The 21,905-nt window shown below is 48.3% G+C and carries 20 protein-coding genes; 13 read left to right on the top strand and 7 right to left on the bottom strand.

Features of this window, described 5'->3' with window-relative positions; translation table 11 throughout:
- Positions 1–59: 59 nt before the first annotated feature.
- The 3 genes from AC50YO_RS04050 to AC50YO_RS04040 all read left to right on the top strand — a co-directional run bounded on the left by AC50YO_RS04050 (position 60) and on the right by AC50YO_RS04040 (position 5,045).
- Complete coding sequence (locus tag AC50YO_RS04050; RefSeq protein ID WP_494843534.1) at positions 60–698, top strand: TetR/AcrR family transcriptional regulator; 639 nt, start codon at positions 60–62, stop codon at positions 696–698.
- A gap of 91 nt (positions 699–789) precedes the next feature.
- Entirely contained in the window at positions 790–1,956 is a 1,167-nt protein-coding gene (locus AC50YO_RS04045; RefSeq protein WP_494843530.1) for an exonuclease SbcCD subunit D, read from the top strand.
- Positions 1,953–5,045 (top strand): AAA family ATPase, encoded by a 3,093-nt coding sequence (locus AC50YO_RS04040; protein ID WP_494843525.1) that lies wholly within the window; start codon positions 1,953–1,955, stop codon positions 5,043–5,045. Before AC50YO_RS04045 ends, AC50YO_RS04040 begins: the two co-directional genes overlap by 4 nt.
- 75 nt (positions 5,046–5,120) lie before the next feature.
- On the opposite strand, the gene AC50YO_RS04035 is transcribed toward AC50YO_RS04040, so the two are convergent.
- Positions 5,121–5,618 (bottom strand): hypothetical protein, encoded by a 498-nt coding sequence (locus AC50YO_RS04035; RefSeq protein ID WP_494843522.1) that lies wholly within the window; start codon positions 5,616–5,618, stop codon positions 5,121–5,123.
- A gap of 79 nt (positions 5,619–5,697) precedes the next feature.
- Here AC50YO_RS04035 and AC50YO_RS04030 point away from each other — a divergent pair, with 79 nt between their 5' ends.
- Positions 5,698–6,081 (top strand): DUF423 domain-containing protein, encoded by a 384-nt coding sequence (locus AC50YO_RS04030; RefSeq protein WP_494843520.1) that lies wholly within the window; start codon positions 5,698–5,700, stop codon positions 6,079–6,081.
- A gap of 281 nt (positions 6,082–6,362) precedes the next feature.
- Positions 6,363–8,267 carry a putative bifunctional diguanylate cyclase/phosphodiesterase gene (locus AC50YO_RS04025; RefSeq protein WP_494843518.1) on the top strand — a complete coding sequence of 635 codons (1,905 nt, stop codon included), beginning with the start codon at positions 6,363–6,365 and terminating at the stop codon, positions 8,265–8,267.
- 39 nt (positions 8,268–8,306) lie between these two features.
- Here AC50YO_RS04025 and AC50YO_RS04020 read toward each other — a convergent pair whose 3' ends face one another.
- Positions 8,307–8,780 carry a hypothetical protein gene (locus tag AC50YO_RS04020; RefSeq protein ID WP_494843516.1) on the bottom strand — a complete coding sequence of 158 codons (474 nt, stop codon included), beginning with the start codon at positions 8,778–8,780 and terminating at the stop codon, positions 8,307–8,309.
- A 164-nt stretch (positions 8,781–8,944) separates the two neighbouring features.
- Here AC50YO_RS04020 and AC50YO_RS04015 point away from each other — a divergent pair, with 164 nt between their 5' ends.
- Positions 8,945–9,250 carry a YunC family protein gene (locus tag AC50YO_RS04015; RefSeq protein WP_494843514.1) on the top strand — a complete coding sequence of 102 codons (306 nt, stop codon included), beginning with the start codon at positions 8,945–8,947 and terminating at the stop codon, positions 9,248–9,250.
- Positions 9,251–9,344: 94 nt separating this feature from the next.
- Here the strand turns inward: AC50YO_RS04015 and mtnA are convergent, their stop codons facing one another.
- The gene (gene mtnA / locus AC50YO_RS04010; protein WP_494843512.1) at positions 9,345–10,397 is read right to left on the bottom strand and encodes an S-methyl-5-thioribose-1-phosphate isomerase; all 1,053 of its coding nucleotides are present in this window, start codon (positions 10,395–10,397) and stop codon (positions 9,345–9,347) included.
- A gap of 24 nt (positions 10,398–10,421) precedes the next feature.
- Complete coding sequence (gene mtnK / locus AC50YO_RS04005) at positions 10,422–11,636, bottom strand: S-methyl-5-thioribose kinase (protein ID WP_494843510.1); 1,215 nt, start codon at positions 11,634–11,636, stop codon at positions 10,422–10,424.
- A gap of 154 nt (positions 11,637–11,790) precedes the next feature.
- On the opposite strand from mtnK, the gene AC50YO_RS04000 reads away from it, so the two are divergent.
- From AC50YO_RS04000 to sufB, 6 genes are all read left to right on the top strand, one after another.
- Positions 11,791–12,372 carry a DUF1802 family protein gene (locus AC50YO_RS04000; RefSeq protein WP_494843508.1) on the top strand — a complete coding sequence of 194 codons (582 nt, stop codon included), beginning with the start codon at positions 11,791–11,793 and terminating at the stop codon, positions 12,370–12,372.
- A 178-nt stretch (positions 12,373–12,550) separates the two neighbouring features.
- Positions 12,551–13,330 carry a Fe-S cluster assembly ATPase SufC gene (sufC, locus tag AC50YO_RS03995; RefSeq protein WP_494843506.1) on the top strand — a complete coding sequence of 260 codons (780 nt, stop codon included), beginning with the start codon at positions 12,551–12,553 and terminating at the stop codon, positions 13,328–13,330.
- A 24-nt stretch (positions 13,331–13,354) separates the two neighbouring features.
- A complete protein-coding gene (sufD, locus tag AC50YO_RS03990) occupies positions 13,355–14,662 on the top strand; it encodes a Fe-S cluster assembly protein SufD (RefSeq protein WP_494843504.1) in 1,308 nt (435 codons plus the stop codon).
- Positions 14,659–15,885, top strand: a complete 1,227-nt coding sequence (locus tag AC50YO_RS03985) for a cysteine desulfurase (protein ID WP_494843502.1) — start codon at positions 14,659–14,661, stop codon at positions 15,883–15,885. The genes sufD and AC50YO_RS03985 overlap by 4 nt, the downstream gene beginning before the upstream one ends.
- The gene (gene sufU / locus AC50YO_RS03980) at positions 15,872–16,297 is read left to right on the top strand and encodes a Fe-S cluster assembly sulfur transfer protein SufU (protein WP_494843500.1); all 426 of its coding nucleotides are present in this window, start codon (positions 15,872–15,874) and stop codon (positions 16,295–16,297) included. Before AC50YO_RS03985 ends, sufU begins: the two co-directional genes overlap by 14 nt.
- 30 nt (positions 16,298–16,327) lie before the next feature.
- On the top strand, positions 16,328–17,725 hold the full coding sequence (gene sufB, locus AC50YO_RS03975) for a Fe-S cluster assembly protein SufB (RefSeq protein WP_494843498.1): 1,398 nt from the start codon (positions 16,328–16,330) through the stop codon (positions 17,723–17,725).
- Positions 17,726–17,844: 119 nt separating this feature from the next.
- Here sufB and AC50YO_RS03970 read toward each other — a convergent pair whose 3' ends face one another.
- The 3 genes from AC50YO_RS03970 to AC50YO_RS03960 form a co-directional block, all read right to left on the bottom strand.
- Positions 17,845–18,906 (bottom strand): HD-GYP domain-containing protein, encoded by a 1,062-nt coding sequence (locus AC50YO_RS03970; RefSeq protein WP_494843496.1) that lies wholly within the window; start codon positions 18,904–18,906, stop codon positions 17,845–17,847.
- 90 nt (positions 18,907–18,996) lie between these two features.
- Positions 18,997–20,067 carry a ThiF family adenylyltransferase gene (locus tag AC50YO_RS03965; protein WP_494843494.1) on the bottom strand — a complete coding sequence of 357 codons (1,071 nt, stop codon included), beginning with the start codon at positions 20,065–20,067 and terminating at the stop codon, positions 18,997–18,999.
- Between the two features lie 6 nt (positions 20,068–20,073).
- Positions 20,074–20,802 (bottom strand): molybdenum cofactor biosynthesis protein, encoded by a 729-nt coding sequence (locus tag AC50YO_RS03960; protein WP_494843492.1) that lies wholly within the window; start codon positions 20,800–20,802, stop codon positions 20,074–20,076.
- 99 nt (positions 20,803–20,901) lie between these two features.
- Between AC50YO_RS03960 and moaA the strand changes: the two genes are divergently transcribed.
- Entirely contained in the window at positions 20,902–21,903 is a 1,002-nt protein-coding gene (moaA, locus tag AC50YO_RS03955) for a GTP 3',8-cyclase MoaA (protein WP_494843490.1), read from the top strand.
- The last annotated feature ends 2 nt before the right edge of the window (positions 21,904–21,905 follow it).

Raw genomic sequence — 21,905 nt, 5'->3', positions numbered from 1 at the left:
TTATCGCTTTTTCATCGTTTGTCTATTTAGTAGATGAATATATACAGGAGGCGTACACGGTGTTGAAAAAAACGTTGAAAGTAGACCCGCGGGTTGTGCGGACTCAGCAAATGCTCCGGGAGGCTTTAATTGATCTCATGAGGGAGAAAGATTATGAGAAAATTACGGTCCAGGACATTGCGTCGCGCTCGACGCTAAACCGGGCAACCTTCTATTTGCATTACCGCGACAAGGAGCATCTATTGCAGCTAAGCTCAGACGAAATATTGGATGAACTGAGCAGCCAATTGCTGGCCCATGCTGACTATGGCAAAGCGTTTGATTATTTCGGCGATTCACCGCATGGTACCTTTGTAAGCCTGTTTGAGCAAATCGCACGGAATGCATCCTACTATCAAATGATGATGGTGAGGACGGGCATGCCCTATTTTACAGCTAGATTCAATGAGATTCTCAAGGCCTTCATCGCAAAGGGGATTCAAATTATGGAGCCGCGCGACGAGCAGCTGACTATACCAAGAGAGATGCTGATTACGTATGTATCCTCAGCGTTCCTAGGTGTTATCGTCTGGTGGCTGAGGGAGGACATGCCGTATACGCCAAGCTATATGTCTAATAAGCTAATGAAGGTGGCTATTCAAGGCGCTTACAGGAATAATCCTTTTGTATCGGAAGGCGAGCCTTCAAGAAACGTATAGGTTCAGTCACATTTGGGAGAAGGGAATGTCGGCGTCTTAAGCGAAATTGTACAGTTAGAGGCTGTGTATCAGGGAAAGGAATGGGAATGAGATGAAATTGTTTCATACCGCCGATTGGCATTTGGGCAAGCTTGTCCAAGGCGTTTATATGACGGAAGATCAGCGTTATGTGCTGAAGCAACTAATAGATGCAGTAGCTGTGGAGCGGCCTGATGCGGTTATTATCGCTGGTGATCTTTATGACCGTGCTGTGCCGCCAAGCGAGGCGGTTGAATTGCTCGATGAGGTGCTGGAGCAATTGGTTATTGAGCTGGATACACCTGTTATTGCTATTTCGGGCAATCATGACAGCCCTGATCGAATTGACTTCGGTACAGCGATGATGGAGAGCAGAGGCTTGCATATTGCCGGGCGCCTCAGAGCGGAGCATAAGCCAGTCGTTCTGCAAGATGACGATGGGGAAGTGCATATCCATCTCGTTCCATATGCGGACCCTGCACAAGTCCGTTATCTCTTTGATGATGAGAATATTCGGACGCATGATGATGCGATGCAGGCTATTACGGCTCGCATACGGCAGCAGCTTGACCCCAAGGCGCGGCATGTGTTGGTTGGACATGCTTTCGTGACCGCCGCAGGTGAGGCTGAGCCGAATACGAGCGATTCGGAGCGCCCGCTTGCGATTGGCGGTGCAGAGCATGTTCGGGCAGCGTATTTCGAAGCCTTTCATTACACTGCACTTGGGCATTTGCATCAGGCGCATTTTACCGGCCACGATAAAATCAGGTATGCGGGATCACCGCTTAAATATTCAATATCCGAAGAAAATCATAAAAAAGGCTATTATGTAGTTGAACTGGATAGGGCTGGGAACGTTGCGATTGAGAAACGAGAGCTCAAGCCGTTGCGGGATATTCGCAGAGTTATCGGCACGATGGAAGAGATTGAGCAGCACTCTGTGTGCGATGATTATGTTTTTGTTACTCTGCTGAATGAGAACCCTGTCCTGTATCCGATGGAGAAGGTGCGGGCGGTCTATCCGAATGCAATGCATGTAGAGCGAAGGATAGTGCCCACGGGATCAGCTCTTGAAGAAGAGAATCAAGCAGGAGCGGAGCGGCGGCGTGATGCTGATCCGGTATCCTTATTTGCTTCTTTCTATCAGGAAGTGAAGGGAATGCCGCTTAGTGACTCCAAGAAGCAGTTATTTACGGATACCTATGGGCAGCTGCTGAGAGAGGAAGGAGGACGCTCATGAGGCCGTTAAAAATTACGATGATTGCCTTTGGACCCTATCGCGATGCCGAGACCATTGATTTTTCGAAGCTGGGAAATCATCGGCTGTTCGTCATTTCGGGCAGCACAGGAGCAGGCAAAACGACGATATTTGATGCGATTTGCTTCGCTTTGTACGGTGTAGCCAGCGGTGAGGATCGCTCTGAGGCGCGAATGCTGCGAAGCCATTTTGCCGATGATGAGAGGCACACGGCTGTTGAATTCGACTTCGCTATTGACCGCAAAACCTACCGCCTATTCCGGCAGCTGCCCCATCGCAAAGGAACGAATAAGAGCGAGACGGGCGGTAAAGCAGAGCTGTATGATACGACAACAGGCACAGCTGTGCCGGCTGTTGACCGTTTCACTGTAGGAGACGTAAATGCGAAGCTGGAGACCTTGATCGGCCTTACGAGAGAGCAGTTTAATCAGATTGTGATGCTCCCGCAAGGAGAGTTCCGCAAGCTGCTTACCTCCGATACAGACAACAAAGAGGAGATATTGCGGCGAATTTTTCGTACCGAGCTGTACCAGCGGCTCGAGCTGCGCTTCCAGCAGCGGAATCGGGAGCTTAATGATACCTGGAAGGAAGCGAGGCTTCGAGTAGAGCTTGTGATGAAGCAGGCGGCGGAGTCTTTGCCGCTGCGTGAGGACAGCATGCTGGCGGGAACACTCGCTCAAGAGGCATATAATGCAGGGCAGCTTGGGACTGCGCTTGAGCAGGAGATCGCTTATTACCGCGGTCTCGTTGAGCAAGGCGAGGCAGGCAAGACAGCGCTTCAGCAGCAAGTAGAGGCGCATGAGGCAAAGCTGCGCTCAGCGATGGCGCTTAATGCGCGCTTCGCTGAGCTGGCAAGCGAGCAAGCTAAGCGCGAGCAGCTGGAGGCTCAGCAGCAGGAGCATGAGCGCCGTGAGCGGCAGCATCGACTCGCGGAGCAGGCGGCACAGCTGGCTCCGTACGCCGAGCAGGCTGAGCGCGCAGAGCGTGACTTGGCTGCGAAGCGCCAGCAGCGCGACACGAAGCTGCGAAGTGCCGAGGCAGCCGCGGCTGCACTGGCTGCGGCTGAGGAGCGTTACCGCCGCGAAGAGCTGCGGGAGCCTGAGCGGCAGGAGGCAGAGCGTGAGCTGCACCGGCTAACAGAGCTTGCTCCAGTGGTTATGACGCTGGAGGCGCAGCGCCTGGCGGTGGAGCAATTAGCTGCGGCGGAGCAGCAGGGCGCTATTAAGCTGCAGCAAGCCGAGCAGCAAATGGCTTCTGAGAAAGAGAAGAAGCAAGCGGGCAGCGCTAAGCTTAAGGCGATGGAAGGCGTAACGCTGCAATCGCAAGAGAAGCAGGAGCAGCTTCGACAGATTGAGCAGCAGGGCAGACATATTACGAAGCTGATAGAGCTGGAGAAAGAGCTGGGCCAGTATACGAAGCTTGAGGCAGAGCGTGAGCAAGCGCTTGTCAGGCTTCGGCAGGAGCTGGAGGAGCTGGAAAATAGCTGGATTGAAGGCCAGGCCAGCTTGCTTGCCGTTCATCTGCATGATGGCAAGCCTTGCCCTGTATGCGGCAGCGCGGAGCATCCCGATAAAGCTATGGCAACAAGTGCTGTGCCTTCACGTGAGCAGCTTCAGAGGGCAAAGGAGCAGCTAAGCCGATTCGAGCAGGAGCTGAACGAGGTTAAGCTGCAGTCTGCCGCAGCCCATTCGAGCTGGCAAGGCAGTGCAGCCGAGCTTGCTGAGTGGGGCTCGGAGGCAGCTGATCTTGCTCAGCAGCAGACGTCCTTAAGGCAGCGCTGGAAGCTGCTGAAGGAGGAGCTGGACTTCTTGCAGCAGCAGGTGAAGCTTATGCAAGAGCTGAAGCAGCAGGCCGAAGCGCAGGATGCCAAGCTTGAGCAGCTTCAACAATTGAAGGATCGTTTGCAGGCGGAGCAGCAGCGTATCGCCGTGGAGCGGGGAGCTAAGCAAATGCTGCTGGATAAGGAGCTTGAGCGAATACCAGAATCCCTTCGCTTGCCGGCAAGAATGCAACAGCGTTTGCGCGAGCAGGAGCAGGCGGCCCATACATTGGCCGCAGCTTGGAAAACGGTACAGAATGAGCAGCAAACGGCTCGAACCAAGCTTGCGGAAGAGAAGGCATATGCCGAGCAGACGCAGCAGCAATATGCAGAAGCACAGTTCAACGCGGATCAGGCGTTGAAGCGTATGACCGAAGAGCTGACAAAGGGGCAATTCGAGTCCATTGAACAGTATCGTTCTGCGGTATTGCCCGATCGCGACCGTCAGTTGCTTAAGGAGCAGATTGAGAGCTACAGGACAGCATGGCTCGCTGCTGAGCGTCGAATTGCAGAGCTCAAGCTCGAATTATCAGGCAAGCAGCAGGAGGATCTCTCCAAGGCGCATGCTGAGCTCGAAGCAGGCAAGCAAAAGCTGGAGGAAGCCTTCCACGCGCTGCAGAAGGCTGCGAGATCAGCGGAAGACGCGGAGCGGTTGAAGGGGTCCTTGCATGCCGCTGCGAGCAGAGTGAAGGAACTCGAGCAGGAAATCGAACAAGTGCTGGATGTGTATCAAATGCTCAAGGGGGACAATGCGCTAAAAATCTCGTTCGAGCGTTATATTCTCATTGAGTTTCTGGAGCAGATTCTTCATGCCGCTAATATTCGGCTTCGCCAGTTGTCAGGAGGGCAGTTCCTCTTGCAGCGAAGTGATCGGCTGGAGACGCGTGGGAAGCAGAGCGGTCTTGGACTTGATGTGTATGACGCCTATACAGGTCAGAATCGGGATGTAAAGACGATGTCGGGAGGGGAGAAGTTTAACGCTTCACTTTGCCTCGCCCTTGGCATGACGGATATTATTCAAGCCCATCAAGGCGGAGTCTCCATCGAGATGATGTTTATTGATGAAGGCTTCGGCTCTCTTGATGAGGATGCTCTGAACAAGGCTATTGAAGCATTGATTGATCTTCAAAGCTCTGGCCGCATGATTGGTGTCATTTCTCATGTGCAAGAGCTCAAGCAAGCCTTCCCCGCCATTCTAGAAGTGCACAAGACGAAGGAAGGCTACAGCCGCACGTCTATTGTGTTAAAATAGAGGTCATAAAAAGGCTGCATGACCAGTGAAAATGAAGGTCATGCAGCCAAAAGGATCGCTGAAAGCGACTTTTTATTATGCTTGAGCTATTAAGCTGATAACAAACAGACCGAATGAGCCGAATGTAATTAGGCCGTTCAATACCAATCCAATAATTCCGAACACCTTGCGGCGGTTTTTCATACAAACGCCGATGATGCCGAGGATGACACCAATAACAGCTAGCCCGAAGCCGCCAATCATACAAAAGCCTACAATTAAGACCGACACGAAGGCGCTGGATTCCGTATTCAAGGATGACGGATCATTGAGTAGGAACTGTGGATCGTTTATGAATTCCGAAGCAACGCCTACTGTAAGGACGAATCCTATAATAAAAGTAATAATTGCTGCAATTGCTAGAATAAACGAGGCAATTCCAAGACCGGAATGCTTGGCAGGTCCTCCGTATGGTTGTGCCGGGATATTAGCAGATGGTGCGGCTTGAGTAGCATAAGGATTATAGGTTTGTCTAGGTGATTGTTCCTTTTGCTCGACTTTCTGCAAGATTGAATCTTTTTTTTCTTCTTCCAAGCGTATCGACTCCTTTACGTATACAACTGGTGGCGTTATCGGTAAAATTATACACAAACTTGAGAGGGTTGAATATAACATGCTACAAAAATATTTCGCGACCGGTGCAATTGCCGCAGCACTTGCAGTAGCTTTAGGGGCCTTTGGAGCCCATGGACTTAAGGAAATATTGAGTGCAGACATGCTCACTATTTTTGAAACAGGGGTTCGCTATCACATGTATCACGCGCTAGGTCTAATGCTTGTTGCGCTATTGGCTGATCGGATCGGCGACAGCAAGCTGCTTCGAGTTGGTGCACGGCTATTGATTGCGGGAATTATTATTTTTAGCGGCAGTTTGTATGTGCTGGCTATTACCGACACCCCTATACTAGGAGCTATTACGCCAATTGGCGGAGTAGGTTTCATAAGTGGTTGGATATGTGTCACGCTAGCCGCTATCCGATCCCGCAAAGTATCATAAACAAGAACGTTATAGCCCATCAATTATACATGAAAGCCTTCTTCAGCACTGAGCTGCGCCAAGACGATTCTTCTGATTTATCTTGGAGACAGCTAAGGGCAGCCTGAAGAAGGCTTTTTTTGATTTTTATGAGCTGATCCATATAAATATATTTATAGTATTAATTGTTAAGGAAGGGTTCTTATTTACGTTTCATTAGTAAATATTTCTATACCGCACTCTACATTTCGATTATAATAAAACTAACATTCACTGACAGAGCATAGGAAGGAAGTTGTTGCGTGACGAAACGAATGGATGGTGCGTCTTTAGGACAACCACGATACACGGCTACGCAGCTTCTCAATAGGCCGCGAAGGATAGGGTTAGTCGTACTAATAGCCTCGATAATTATGGCTGCAGCGTCTATAATCTGGATTGCTGATCCGGTATGGCGATGGATAACGGTTGGGGCAGCATTTTGTTTATTGGCTGTTGCTGTTTGGCTGATTGCCAAACGTCAGCAATCCATTAATTTTCACATCTACCATACGCCCATCGTTGAAACGCTGCTTCGCACAGAAGCCGTCCCATTAGCCGTACTTGATCGCCAAGGCGTTGTGATGGAGATGAATGAGGCTTCCAGCAAAACATTAGGCTATCATCGTTCGGAATTATTAGGCAACTCTCTTACCCCATTAATTGAACCAGGCAACCGCCAACTGTTGACTGAAATGCTTGAGCAAGCGCTTAAAGGCGAGGCTAGGCAATCGAATGTCAGCATCACGCATCGTTCAGGATTTCCATTGGAATTGCAAGTATTATGCGCACCGATGATGAAGGATGATGAAGTAATCGGAACGGTTGTTATTTGTCATGATCTAAGCGATCGTAAGCGCAATATCGAAAGAATTCGATATATGGCCTACTATGATGATATGACAGGCCTTCCGAATCGAACCCTATTTCACATTAAACTCAATGAAAGCTTGAATCTGGCACAAGAGAACAATCGTCTTATTGGACTATGCTATTTGGATCTGGATCGGTTTAAATTGGTTAATGCGTCGTTTGGCCGGGAATTTGGCGACATGTTGTTAATGCAAGTAGCTGAGCGATTAACAAGAGCGATGTCCGAGAAGGGCTATGCTGCGAGAATGGAAGGCGATGAGTTTGCCTTGCTATTCAGCGAAGTAGAGTCGGAGGAGCATCTCGTAGAGCAGTCACGTGCTGTGCTGAGCCAGATTGAGGACCCCTTTGAGATCAAAGGCTTTCCCCTTCATATTACAGGCAGTATCGGAGCAGTGACCAGCAGTGAAGAAGGAGACGACGGCTATATGCTGCTGAAGAAAGCAGATATTGCACTAGTCAAAGTAAAAGAGAGCGGCAAAAATGATTGTATGCATTACTCCGATGAATGGAATAATTCTTCCCTTGAAAGGTTAACGCTGCAGCATGAAATGTATCATGCTATTCAACGCAAGGAGTTTATTCTGCACTACCAGCCCCAATACGATATGATGTCGGGTACTATGGTCGGCGTAGAAGCATTGGTTCGCTGGAAGCATCCGGAGAAGGGAATGATTCCTCCAGGTGAATTCATTCCTTTGGCAGAAGAAAGCGGAATGATTGTTCAAATTGGTGACTGGGTGCTGGAAGAGGCATGCCGTCAGAATAAAGCATGGCAAGAGGCTGGCCTGCCGCCAATGCCGGTGTCCGTTAATATGTCGATCAGACAGTTCGTACAGCAGGACTTAGCTCAGAAAGTGGCATTGGTGCTGGAGAAGACGGGATTGAAGCCGGAATTTCTTGATCTGGAAATTACCGAGTCTATGACGATGGATGTAGCCCATGTATCACGTTGTCTGCTAGCTCTAACCGAAATGGGTGTAGGCATTAGCGTGGACGACTTCGGAACGGGATACAGCTCTTTTCATTATTTGAAGAATTTCCCGATTGACCGACTTAAGATCGATCAGTCATTCGTGAGGGATATTCAACAGGACCCGGGAGATGCAGAGATTGTCGCAGCTATTATTGCGATGGCCCATAATTTGAATATTCAAGTGATTGCCGAAGGTGTTGAGACGGAGGCACAGATGGAGTTTTTGAGAAAGCATCGCTGTGACGAGATGCAGGGCTACTTCTGGAGTCCACCTGTAACAAGCGATAATATTAAGAGGATGCTAGGGGCAGCCTATATATAAAAGACAGCCAAAGGGATGTAGGTCCCTTTGGCTGTCTTTTTATTCTTGGAAATCTTCGATTTCATTGAGACGGAACGAGTAGACTTGCTTCTCGTCCACATGGTAAACGGTTACAATACTAGTGCCCTCGTCTATATTAATGATGCGGCATGGAATGCTGAGCGTGATGCCCAGCCCCTTATTAACAATTAATCGAATAAGCTTATTGCTTTTCATATAAGTTCGAATGGAGGCTAATCCGCTCGAAGAATTGTCTTCTTTGGTTGCAGCTTGTTTTGGAGAAGGGTCAGGTAAAGCTTGCGTAATGGGAATGGGATGCTGCTCTGTTGATTCAGCTAATTTTTGCTCAATTAATTGTCCGAGCTGAACACCGCTTGTTATTCGGTAATCTTGGAACGAAGCTTGATTAAGGGCTTTGATAACCTGCTCCAGAGCAGCTCGGTTGCTTGTTCCCTCAACCATTAGCTCGACCTGGAATAGAAAAGATTTGTTGTTTTGTGATTCTTGCTTCATAGGTCCTCCGGACTAGATGGGATTTGAACTAAATATATCATGATTTGGGTTTTCCATATAGTCTTAAATTAAGCAAATGTCCAAAACGAATGCCTTCCTTCGTGCATATAATGTGGATGCGGCATGAACCGTCCGATCTGATAGACGAAGGGGGTGGAACGAGAATGATGCGAATGATTCCGATTACTTTAGGTAACGGAGCAACTGCTCTTGGTATCGAAGTGAAGCTGCCCAAAACGACGTTGTTATCCGTTTCTACAGATAAAGGCTATATCATGTGCGGAGCTCTTGATGTCGGCTTATTGAATGATCGTCTAAAAGATAGAGAAATAATAGCAGGCAGAGCCGTTGGTGTTCGGACTTTGGAGGAACTGCTGGAAGCACCATTGGAATCGGTTACGACTACTGCGGAGACGCTTGGCATCTTAGTTGGAATGAAAGGAATAGATGCGCTTGAATTAATGCTCTAGCCATGGCCCTAGTCTATGAATAGCAATAGGAAGAGCCTCTATATTGTGCACCGCAGTGGGATGCTTAGAGGCCCTTCCTATTCTGAAAGCTCTTCTATTCGAACAGCTTGCGTAAATTTTCTGCGTAGGGAGCTCTAATAATTCCTTTTTCTGTAATGATCGCAGTTACATATTCATTCGGCGTAATATCGAAGGCGGGATTGAATACTTTTACCCCTTGCGGAGCAGTACGCTTGCCGAAGCCCTCTGTTATTTCCTCTGCATTACGTTCTTCAATTGGAATCTCAGCCCCAGTCGGCGTGTTAAGATCAATGGTAGATAACGGGCAAGCAACGTAGAAGGGAATATTATGTGCCTTTGCAAGAACCGCTACACTGTAAGTGCCAATTTTATTCGCAACATCGCCATTAGCGGCAACACGGTCGGTACCAACAATAACCGCATCAATCCAGCCCTTGGACATGACCATGCCAGCCATGTTATCGCAAATAAGGGTGACATCTACGCCTGCTTGCTGAAGCTCGAATGCGGTTAGACGGGCGCCTTGCAGAACAGGACGTGTCTCATCAGCAAATACGCGAAGTGTGATCCCGCGCTCAAGCGCCAGGTAAAAGGGAGCAAGAGCTGTTCCGTATTTGGCTGTAGCAAGGCCGCCTGCGTTGCAGTGAGTAAGGACGCCCATATCATCTTTGAATAAAGATAGAGCATGCTCACCAATCATTTTATTTGTTTCTTCATCCTCGCTCTGAATCGCGATCGCTTCGTCCAGCAGCGCCTGCTTGAGCGCTTCCAGCGAAATTCCGCTTAGCACGAGTGATTCCGCCCGTGCCCTCATCCGATCAAGCGCCCAGAATAGATTAACTGCTGTAGGTCTTGACGTAGCCAAATAGTCAGCTTGCTTATTTACCTCAGAGAGCCAAGCTTCTATTTGGATTTGATCGCGGCTGCCTAGAACGACGCCGTACGCTGCTGCGATACCGATTGCGGGAGCTCCTCTTACCTTCAAATGGCGGATAGCTTCCCACACATCCTCAGAAGTTGTGAGAGGCAAATAGACAATTTCCTCCGGGAGCAGTCTTTGGTCAAGCAAATCGAGCTTGTCTTCTTTCCAGATGACGGATTGCAAGCCTGTGTAAGTTGTAGTCATTGTGTTAACTCCTCTCTCATTTAATTATAGCTTGGCTTCGGCACTAAGAACAATGTCGAGCGCCTGTTCAATAGAAAAGGCTTGTCGGTTCAAGTGAATAAGGGATGTCCCGATATCTAATGCGAGCCTTTGTGCTCGCTCACGATTGGCATCATCAGGAATACGATCAATATCAGCTACATGGGAAAGACCGACGATCCTGCGTACTATTTTGCACCCTGCGAAACCGATCGCATCCTGGAGCAAGCGGTTCATGTAATAATCCTGATAGCCTTGTGCGGAGGAAGCAAGCCTGTCTACTCCATCCTTGTCCCATAAAGCACGGAATTTCAAGTCGAATTTATTCCAAACCTCACGGATCGTCTGAATTAAGTAGTTGCGGAAATCAGCACGCTCTGCCTCACCTGCAATCCAATGTCCCTGACCTGCAAAATTTAGCAGCAGGTTGGCGATAACCGCTCCGACATCAAAGCCGATCGGGCCATAGTAGGCGAATTCCGGATCTATAACCTTCGTGGATTGCGGAGTGACGAATACACTGCCAGTATGGAGGTCGCCATGCAGCAAGGCTTGTGAGCTAGTCAGAAATTTGCTGCGAAGAATTGCGACTTCCAAATGAAGGGCAGAGTCCTTGCGCAATACTTCGGCAGCATCCTCGAGCTCAGGCTCATAGTTATTATTGGATGACACGGTGTATGGATCATCAAAAATAAGATCCTCTGTTATTTTGCACAAGTCGGGATTAATGAATGTTTTGACTTGTTCCTTTTTCTCTTGCTGGTTCATGCCAAGATCTGATGTGTAGAATAAGGTGTTGGCCATAAAGGTTGAGATGTCTTCGGCGAATTGCGGATAGCGAATACCGCTTATGAGGCCTTGGCGCATAATGATATGGTCGCTCAGATCTTCCATAATGGTGAGTGCCAGCTCGGAGTCATACTTGAACACGTTCGGAACAAGGCCAGGAGCAAGCCTGCTTTGCAGAATGAGCGCTTCGCTCTCGATACGAGCACGATCGAGCGATAAAGGCCAGGATTCGCCTACTACCTTGGCATAAGGCAAGGCTTGCTTCATAATTAAGCTTTTGCCGCTGGCAGGGTCTGTAATATGGAATACCAAATTAAGATTGCCGTCCCCGATCTCGCGGGATTCAAGCGCTGCCCCTTCCGAGAAAAAGCCTTCCATTGTACGGGCAATTTCGATGGCTTCCTGTTCGGTTAATGGATGATAAGCAGACATGATTGTCCACCTCCGCTGTTATTTGAATGGTTGGATAAGCAAATGCCTAGTATTCTTCTCCGCTTAGTATAACGGATATTATTTGGCCTTGGAATACCTTCAAATGATATAATGTTACGCAGTAAAGGACAAGTATGGTTTGGAGGCATTGATTATGAACAGCGAAATACAGCTTCATCCCGTAGCATTGAAGGAATGGGCCGTTACGGTAAAGGCATTGCAAGAGGGCAAACTTATCATGGTCATCCGTAAAGGCGGGATTATTGAGGAAACGAGAGACTTTCAATTGATTAGTCCGGGATTTTATCTCATGCCTGCTTACGAGCATCAGAAGGAGCATCTATTAAAGTCCGCGTACCAAGGCCAGATCCAGGGTACGATGGCAGAGTGGTCCCCGGCGAGCGAGACGATGAAGCTGGAGGCTTATGCCGAAGCAGTAGAGGATATAGAGATCACCGATCAGGACACATTGGATCGGCTGCGTGAGTTTCACATTTGGACAGATACGTTCGCAGAGGAGAGGCTGAAGTGGAAACGTACGAAGCCGCTCCATCTTCTGCTGTTGAAAGTATATTTGCTGGATGAGCCTGTACATATCCCGATGCACCCGGCCTATACGGGATGTAAATCTTGGGTGAACATAGATGGAGGAGTGCCTCGGGCAGGGATGAAGCCGGTCCTGTCGGACCAGCAATTTGAAGAACAGGTCGCTCAAATTAAGTTGAAGATTTCGTAAAGAATGTCTATTTTAAGGGTAGAAATATGAAGTTCCGACTCTTATCGCATTGCTTTATAATGAAACTTATAATAAAATGATTATTGAGAATCAATGAGAATCACTCCACCCGAATTTACTTCTATTATTGGGTGAGTTGAATAACCGACTATACTAACCTTGGAGGGATCAGCATATTATGGCAACACAATTTGTCATCGACGGCTTAAAAGCCGAGATCGAAGGAAAAGAAATTTTGAAGGGTATCAACCTTGAAATTAAAGGCGGAGAAATCCATGCAATCATGGGACCTAACGGTACTGGTAAAAGTACATTGGCTTCCGCTCTAATGGGTCACCCGAAGTATGAGGTAACTGCTGGTACTGCTTTCCTTAACGGTGAAGATTTGCTTGAGATGGCTGTAGATGAGAGAGCGCGTGCAGGTCTGTTCCTTGCTATGCAATATCCTAGTGAAATTCCAGGCGTAACAAACTCTGACTTCTTGCGCAGCGCTATTAATGCACGCCGTGAAGAAGGCAGCGAAATTTCCCTCATCAAGTTCATCCGCCAAATGGAAGGCAAGATGAAAGAACTAGAGATGAACCCTGAGTTCGCTCACCGCTACTTGAACGAAGGCTTCTCCGGCGGCGAGAAGAAACGTAACGAAATTCTGCAAATGACACTGCTTGATCCGAAAATTGTTGTACTCGATGAGATCGACTCCGGTCTTGATATCGATGCACTCAAAATTGTATCGAACGGCGTTAACGCAATGCGTTCGGAAGACCGCGGCTTCCTAATTATTACACACTATCAGCGTTTGCTTAACTATATTACGCCAGACTTTGTTCACGTTATGATGCAAGGACGCATCGTGAAATCAGGTGGACCGGAGCTTGCAGAGCGTCTGGAAAATGAAGGTTATGACTGGGTTAAAGATGAACTCGGTATCGTTGACGAAACAGTAGGCCAAGCGTAAGCAGAGGAGAAGGGGGATTAACGGATGAGTACACAACTATCGACTCCGACTGACCGTCAGTCTGCCGAAGCTCTTGCTAGCAGCAAGGGAGAGCCGCAATGGCTCGTTGAGCTGCGCGGCGAAGCCGCTGAGCTTGCAGGTACGCTGGAATGGCCGAAGCCGGAAAAGACACGTCTTGACCGGTGGAACCTGACAGCTGTCGGAAATTATGAACAGGCTGCTCCAGCAGGAACAGTCGCTGAACTGCCGCAGGTGGTTCGTGAATTAGTAGCAGAAGGTACAGAGAATTTGCTTGTACAGCAAAATTCCAACGCTATTTTCAAGCAGTTGTCTGCTGAATTAGCTGCCAAAGGCGTTATTTTCACTGATTTAGAAACAGCATGCAGAGAGCATGGCGAGCTGGTACAGCAGTATTTGTTCCAAGCAGTAGCCAAAGGCGAGAGCAAGCTTACAGCCCTTCATGCAGCATTATGGAATGGCGGCGTATTCATCTACGTTCCTAAGAACGTAGAAGTAGAACTGCCTTTGCAGGCGATTCTGTTCAACAACAAGGCAGAGGCTTCATTCGCTCCGCATATTCTCATCGTAGCAGAGAGCAACAGCTCGGTTACTTATGTAGACTATGTAGTTTCTGAGCCGGGCTCCATTACGGCGCCGTTTGTTCATCATTCTATCGTTGAAGTGTTCGTCAAATCGGGCGCTCACGTACGTTTTGGCTCCATTCATCATCTGTCGGACAATGGCGTAGATCTGTCGCTTCGCCGTGCTATCATTGAGAATGACGGACAGATGGAATGGGTAGTCGGTGATTTGAATGATGGCTACACGCTGTCGGATACAGCTTCATTGCTCAAGGGCAATGGCTCTAATTCCGATGCCAAGGTCATCAGCATCGGCAAGAATGATCAGAAGCTAAGCTTGACGACGCAAGCGGTTCACTTCGGACGCAGCTCTGAGAGCAACATGGTGACTCGCGCAGTTATGAAAGACAACGCAACAGCGATCATCAACGGTATTACGAAGATTGAGAAAGGCGCAACCAAAGCGAACGGCGTGCAGACAGAGAAGGTTCTTATGCTTAGCCCGAAAGCGCGCGGGGATGCCAACCCGATTCTTCTTATCGACGAGGACGATGTTAAAGCAGGTCATGCGGCGAGCGTAGGACAAGTTAACATTGAGCAGGTCTACTACCTGATGTCCCGCGGAATCAGCAAGAAAGATGCAGAAAGATTGATCATTTACGGATTCCTTGCTCCTGTCGTATCGGAGATTCCTATTGATGCGGTACGCGAGCAGCTTCAACGTCTGCTCGAAAGGAAGCTGGAAGGATGAATATAGAAGCGGTACGGGAGCAATTCCCGATACTGCATCAAGAGATAAACGGGCATCCGCTCGTTTATCTAGACAGCGCGGCATCTTCCCAGAAGCCGCGTTCCGTCATTGATGCGGTTAGTCGTTATTATGAGCTGGATCATTCGAACGTGCACCGCGGCGTTCATACGCTCGGATCACGGGCGACGGACGCTTATGAAGGAGCGCGGGAGAAGGTTGCGAAGTTTCTGAATGCACCATCGGCAGAAGAAATTATTTTCACGCGCGGTACGACCACTGCACTTAATTTGGTTGCTTCGAGTTATGCACGCTCAGTGTGCAGCGAAGGCGACGAGATTGTTATTACGCCGATGGAGCATCATGCCAATCTTATTCCTTGGCAGCAAGTGGCCAAAGCTACTGGAGCAACCTTGAAGTATATACCGCTCCAGCCGGATGGCACCTTATCGCTTGTTGATGTGGAGAATACGATTACACCGAATACGAAGGTCGTTGCAATTACGTATGTATCTAATGTGCTCGGCGTCGTTAATCCGATCAAAGAAATTGCTGCGATTGCGCATCGCAATGGTGCAGTAATGGTTGTTGATGGAGCACAAAGCACGCCGCACAAAAAGGTAGACGTTCAAGATTTAGATTGTGATTTCTATGCTTTCTCTGGTCACAAGATGTGTGGACCTACCGGAATCGGTGCTCTATATGGCAAGAAGGCGCTGCTCTCCAAGATGGAGCCGATTGAATTCGGCGGCGAGATGATTGATTTCGTGGACTTGTACGAGTCGACCTGGAAAGACATCCCGTACCGTTTTGAAGGAGGCACTCCAATTATTGCGGGTGCAGTCGGCCTTGGAGCTGCTATCGACTTTTTAGAGCAAATTGGGATGGACGAGATCGACAAGCATGAGAAGCTGCTGGCTGCTTATGCTTACGACAAGCTTTCTCAGATTGAGGATGTTACGATATATGGCCCGAGAGCGAATCGTGTCGGATTGGTTACTTTTAACTTAGGTGATATTCATCCGCATGATGTATCAACCGTTCTTGATGCGAAAGGGATTGCTGTACGCGCGGGACATCATTGCTGCCAACCGCTTATGCGTTGGTTGAATGTATCGGCAACAGTAAGAGCAAGCTTTTATTTATATAATACCGAGGAGGACGTGGACCGCTTAGCGGACGGCCTGCTCACAACAAAGGAGTTCTTCGGTCATGCAATTGGATGATTTATACCGCAGAGTTATCATGGATCATTATAAAAATCCACGCAACCGCGGAACCATGGATGCCGAATCCGTTACCATTAACTTGAATAACCCGACCTGTGGTGATCGCATATCGTTGCAGCTTCAAATGGTAGACGGCAAGGTGAGTGACGCTAAGTTTAGTGGGGAAGGCTGTTCTATAAGCTTGAGCTCCGCATCTATGATGACGGAAGCTGTTAAAGGCAGAACCTTCGAAGAAGCAATCGAGCTTGCCGAAAGATTCTCAGGGCTAATGAAAGGCGAGTCGGTCGAATTCGAGGAAAACGAAGATATCGAAGCACTATCTGGTGTCAATAAATTTCCTGCACGGATCAAATGTGCCACACTTGCATGGAATGCCCTGCGTAAAGGGATCGAGCAGCAGCAATCTTAGCATCATTATGAAAGAGGAGCGTGAATAAGAATGGCTAAACAAATGCCTGAAATGGAAGAGTATAAGTATGGTTTCCGTGATGAGCATAAATCGGTTTTCCAGTCTGGTAAAGGTCTGACGGAAGAAATCGTTCGTACGATTTCTTCGATGAAGGGCGAGCCGGAATGGATGCTTGAATTCCGTCTGAAGTCGCTGGAGCAATTCAACAAAATGCCGATGCCGCAATGGGGCGGCAATATGGACGATCTTGACTTCAATGATATTCAATATTATGTGAAGCCGTCCGAGAAACAAGGCAAGACTTGGGAAGAGGTTCCACAAGAAATTAAAGAAACCTTCGATAAGCTGGGTATTCCTGAAGCAGAGCAGAAGTTCCTTGCGGGCGTATCGGCACAGTATGAGTCTGAGGTTGTCTACCACAGCATGCAGGAAGATCTGGAGAAGCAAGGTGTTATCTTCACGGATATGGATACAGCGCTTCGTGAATATCCAGACCTTGTTAAAGAATATTTCAGCACGATTATTCCACGTACGGATAATAAATTCGCAGCTTTGAATAGTGCGGTATGGTCGGGCGGAAGCTTCATCTATGTACCAAAAGGCGTGAAATGCGAAGTGCCTCTGCAGGCATACTTCCGTATCAACTCCGAGAATATGGGTCAGTTCGAGCGTACGCTCATTATTGCTGATGAGGATAGCTTCGTTCATTATGTAGAGGGCTGTACAGCTCCTGTATATAGCACGAACTCCCTGCATAGCGCAGTAGTTGAGATTCTGGTTAGAAAGAACGCTCGCTGCCGCTATACAACGATTCAGAACTGGGCTCCGAATATTTATAATCTGGTTACAAAACGTGCAGTTGCTGAAGAAAACGCGACAATGGAATGGGTGGATGGCAACATCGGCTCCAAGCTGACGATGAAATATCCAGCCGTTGTTCTGAAAGGCCGCGGTGCTAAAGGCATGGTTCTGTCCATAGCTGTAGCAGGCAAAGGCCAGCATCAGGATGCAGGCGCGAAAATGCTTCACCTAGCACCTGATACGACGTCAACGATTGTATCGAAGTCGATCAGTAAGCATGGCGGTAAAGTAACGTATCGCGGTCTGGCATCGTTCGGACGCAACTCCGAAGGAGCAAAAGCGAACATTAAGTGTGATACGCTAATTCTCGATAATGAATCAACGTCCGATACGATTCCTTATAACGAGATCATGAACGATAACATCACGCTTGAGCATGAAGCAACAGTATCCAAGGTATCCGAGGATCAATTGTTCTACTTGATGAGCCGTGGCCTAACGGATGCGGAAGCAACGCAAATGATCGTTATGGGCTTCATCGAGCCGTTCACGAAAGAGCTTCCAATGGAGTATGCAGTAGAGATGAACCGTCTTATCAAGTTCGAGATGGAAGGTTCTATCGGCTAAGCATTACTTCTGAATTAAGCGGTTAGCTTGATCGTAATCAAGCTTAAATAGCCTAGAAAAAGAGCCTCGCAGCTACAGGTATGTAGCTGCGAGGCTCTTTTGTGTTGGCAAGTGTGAAGCTAGATGAGAATCTCCTTGATTTCATACTCGCGTTCTATAGATAGATCAACGAAGCGTTCTTCGATTTGGATAAGCGGTCGGAAGAACTCGGTAGGATGAGTCATAACGATCACGCCATATTCACCGGATTCCAGCAGAGCATTCTTGCCTATAAAGTTAGGAATCATATGCTTGATGAATGTCTGGGTCGTATGGGCATCAATTTCTTTGAAGCTCAGCTTATGCAGCTCTCTCAACACGAAGAACAAATCGCGTTTTTGCTGATAGACTCTTTTGGAAATCATTGCACTATAAATATCTACGACAGCAATAATCTTGGCTACAGGATGAATCTCGTCACCAGAAATACCATGTGGGTAGCCGCTGCCATCGACTCGCTCATGATGCTGCAGGGCGCTAATCGCTACAAGCGAATGCTCATCAGGGAAGGATCTGGTAATAATGTCATGTCCGTAGATCGTATGCTTCTTCACTTCTTCAAATTCCTGTTCAGTCAGCTTGGCGGGCTTGTTCAAGATGCTGTCGGGAATTTTGCTTTTGCCGATATCATGGAGAAAGCCGGCTCTGCCGATCTGAAGTGCCTCATCATCTGTATAGCCTAACCATGAAGCTAAATAGTAGGACAACATGCCCACTTGTACGGAATGCTGATAGGTATAGTCATCTTTCGTATTGAGGAGAAGCAGCATAGATACGACATCTCGCTCTAATTGAAAGTTTTTTAATAAAGGCTGGAACGCGGCTGTTACTTCATCTTCATTTATGATTCCGTCACTATTTGCTTTTTGGAATAAGGCTTGGAAGCCCTTGACGGCTTGTTCATAATCAGGCTTAACAGAAGGCAGCCATTTCGGATTGACGATGGATTCTAGTGTACGATCGGGGATTTGCTCAGAGGCGCGAGGTTCGATTTCCACATAATCGATCTGGTGTTGAAATAATCGCGATATTTCCTTACTTTGCAATAAGGTCCCTTTAGACAACACATGGAGGCCATATCCGTTGAATATATTTTCGAGTAATAGATCTCCTGCTTTCAGATCTGTAACGTGAACCCGCATTTGCTGCACCTCTTATAATAGGGATGGTATATAAGTAGTATAGTAACAATACATGAATAGATTGGCAATAAGATATAATTGAAATCAAGACTAATTGCCTAATAATTCAGCATATATCGACCTTGCTTTTACGATATTATCGGTACCTTGTATGAGTGCTCTTCCATCAGGAAATAGGATGAAGGTAAGAGCATCGGCAAGCCGCAAACGAAGCAGGAACGGATTGAGCTCAATGTCACCTGCATGGCGCAGGCGCTCGGCGAGCTGGGTGAGTACGAGCCGTTGTGAGTGCATCGGTGTAATTTGAATGGTCTGGCGGCCGCATAGGGTAGCAGCTGCAGCTTCGTTACTATTCATATCGGCATATTCAAATTGGTGCTCGCCGCAGGTTGGGCAGCTTGCACGTTTGGCTTGCGATATGTCTATTGGCATATAAGAGTTCCGCCAGAAATCCGCTTGGAACAAGGTGCCGTGAAGCGCCTCCCGATTGCCGGACAACAGCTTGAGTGCTTCACCAGCCTGCATGGATGCAATCATATCAATAATTGGAGATAGCACACCGGTCGTCTCGCAAGTGTCTACAGCACCTCCAGGGGGAGGCGAGGGGAACATGCAGCGATAACAAGGCGTTGTTCCCGGAATAATGGTCATTGTCATTCCTGAAGATCCTACTGCCCCGCCGTATATCCAAGGAATCTGATGCTTGATGCTAATATCATTCATCAGATAACGGACAGTGAAATTATCGGTACCATCAAGGATAAGATCAACATCTGAGAGAAGCTGCTCGGCATGGGCTGCCGTGAGATCGGCAATGACCGGCTCAATCTTAACGGAGCTGTTGGCATGGCGCAAGTGAGCGGCTGCGGCCTCCGCTTTGGGAAGCAGCTGATGAACATCTTGCTCGGTATAGAGCATTTGGCGCTGCAAATTGCTCCATTCCACAATATCCCGATCAATGAGGCGAATATAGCCTACACCTGAGCGGACTAAATGCTGAGCGAGGACGGAGCCGAGGGCGCCGACCCCTACGACAGCCACCCGGCTTCGTTGCAAGGACAGCTGTCCAGCTTCACCGCCAAACGGAGCAAAGCGGAGCTGCCTTGCATAACGCTGGGCATCAGCAGGAGTGAGGCGATGGTTATTGTTATTCTCTGTCATCAGAACTCACTCCATCGGCAGGATGGGATTCCATGGCCCCTGCTGGTGACCTTTCCACTCAGAGCCATCCTCCCAGATTTCTTTTTTCCAAATTGGTACAATTTGCTTCAAGCGCTCGATGGCATATCGGCTTGCTTCATAACAGCTGTCTCGATGCGGGGAGGAAACGGCAATAATGACACTCGTCTCTGCAATAGGGACCACGCCGATTCGATGCGAAATGGCTGTGAGTGTACCGGGCCATCGCTCAGCGAGCTCATCGCCAATCTGCTCCATCATCTTGATAGCCATTGGTGGATAGGCCTCGTATTCCAATCGAACGGTCCGCTGACCGTTCGTCCATTCCCTAGTGGTGCCAACAAAGGCAATTGCTGCGCCATGCTCGGCAACATTGACCTTGGCAAGAACTTCTTCCGAGGTTAAAGGTTCCGTCGTTATAATATAGGGGTTGTATTCAGAAGAGCGGCGGCTGCCCGGAGCTTCTCCGCCCGATACGGGGGGAAGCAAAGCAAGCTCGTCTGCTATTTGGAGGATAGTCTCATCAGGGACATACCCATGGTTACGTGCAACGAAAGAAATACGGATAAGCTCTCCATGCTCCGGGTATAGCTGTGCAAGGAGCAGCTTGAGCTGGCTGACAGCCATTTGCTCTTGCGAATAATGTAACGTAATGGCAGGCGTTCCAAATCGTTCTGACAGCCCTGCAAAAAGCTTGATTGTCCAACTGAATTCCATTCCTTATTACCTTCCTAGACAAAGGATAAACACGCTTATAGCATACCATAATCAAGTGAAAAATGTTATGCTATTGACAGATAGAAAGGGAGTGAGAGAATGCCGCAGCTAGTCGATCGCTTTGGTCGAATACATGATTATTTGCGTATTTCTGTCACGGATAGATGTAATTTACGCTGCTTGTATTGCATGCCGGAGGAAGGCATGGAATTTGATGATGCGAATAACTTGCTCACCTTTGATCATATTGTTGAGGTTGTAGAGGCCGCTGCAAGCATGGGCATATCGAAGCTCCGCATCACTGGAGGAGAGCCTCTGGTTCGCAAGGGCTTGGATGAGCTGATACGAAGGCTGTCAGTGATTGATGGCATTGAAGATATAGCGTTAACGACCAATGGAATATTGCTGGGCAAGCAAGCGGCTATTCTGCAGCAAGCCGGCTTGAACCGCGTTAATATTAGTCTCGATACACTTGACCCAGCCCGTTTCAAGTTTATTGCCCGAAGAGGCGACTTGAAAAAAGTTATAGAGGGTATTGAAGTAGCCGCTGCTGCAGGCTTGACTCCAATCAAGCTGAATTGCGTGCTGCTGAAGGACGTGAATGAGGATGAGATTGCTGCCTTCCTTGACCTTGCGTATAAGCATCCGATGCATGTTCGATTCATTGAATATATGCCAATCGGCCATGCTGATGATAATTGGCGCAAGCACTATCTTCCGCTATCGCGTGTAATGGAGGTTGCCAAGGAACAAGGCTATCGGATTGCACAGAAAACGGATATAAGAGGCAACGGGCCCTCCGATGATTGGCAGATGGAGGGTGGGCAGGGTTCCTTTGGCCTTATACATCCTGTCAGCGATCATTTCTGCAAGAGCTGCAATCGGCTCCGATTAACAGCCGATGGCTCCTTGAAGCCATGCCTCTATTGGGTAGATGAGCTGAATGTAAAGGCAGCGCTCGGGAATCGTGAAGCGATGGTGACATTATTTCATAGAGCGATGGACTTGAAGCCGGAAAACCATGAGATGGCGGAAAAGTTGGCTAATGGAGCTCTTTCCCATGTGCCAACGGAACGGCGGATGTCCCAAATTGGAGGGTAATA

Source organism: Paenibacillus sp. J22P59, assembly GCF_059383895.1.
The sequence above is the reverse complement of the archived record's forward strand: the minus strand, read 5'-3'. Positions and strand labels throughout refer to the sequence as shown.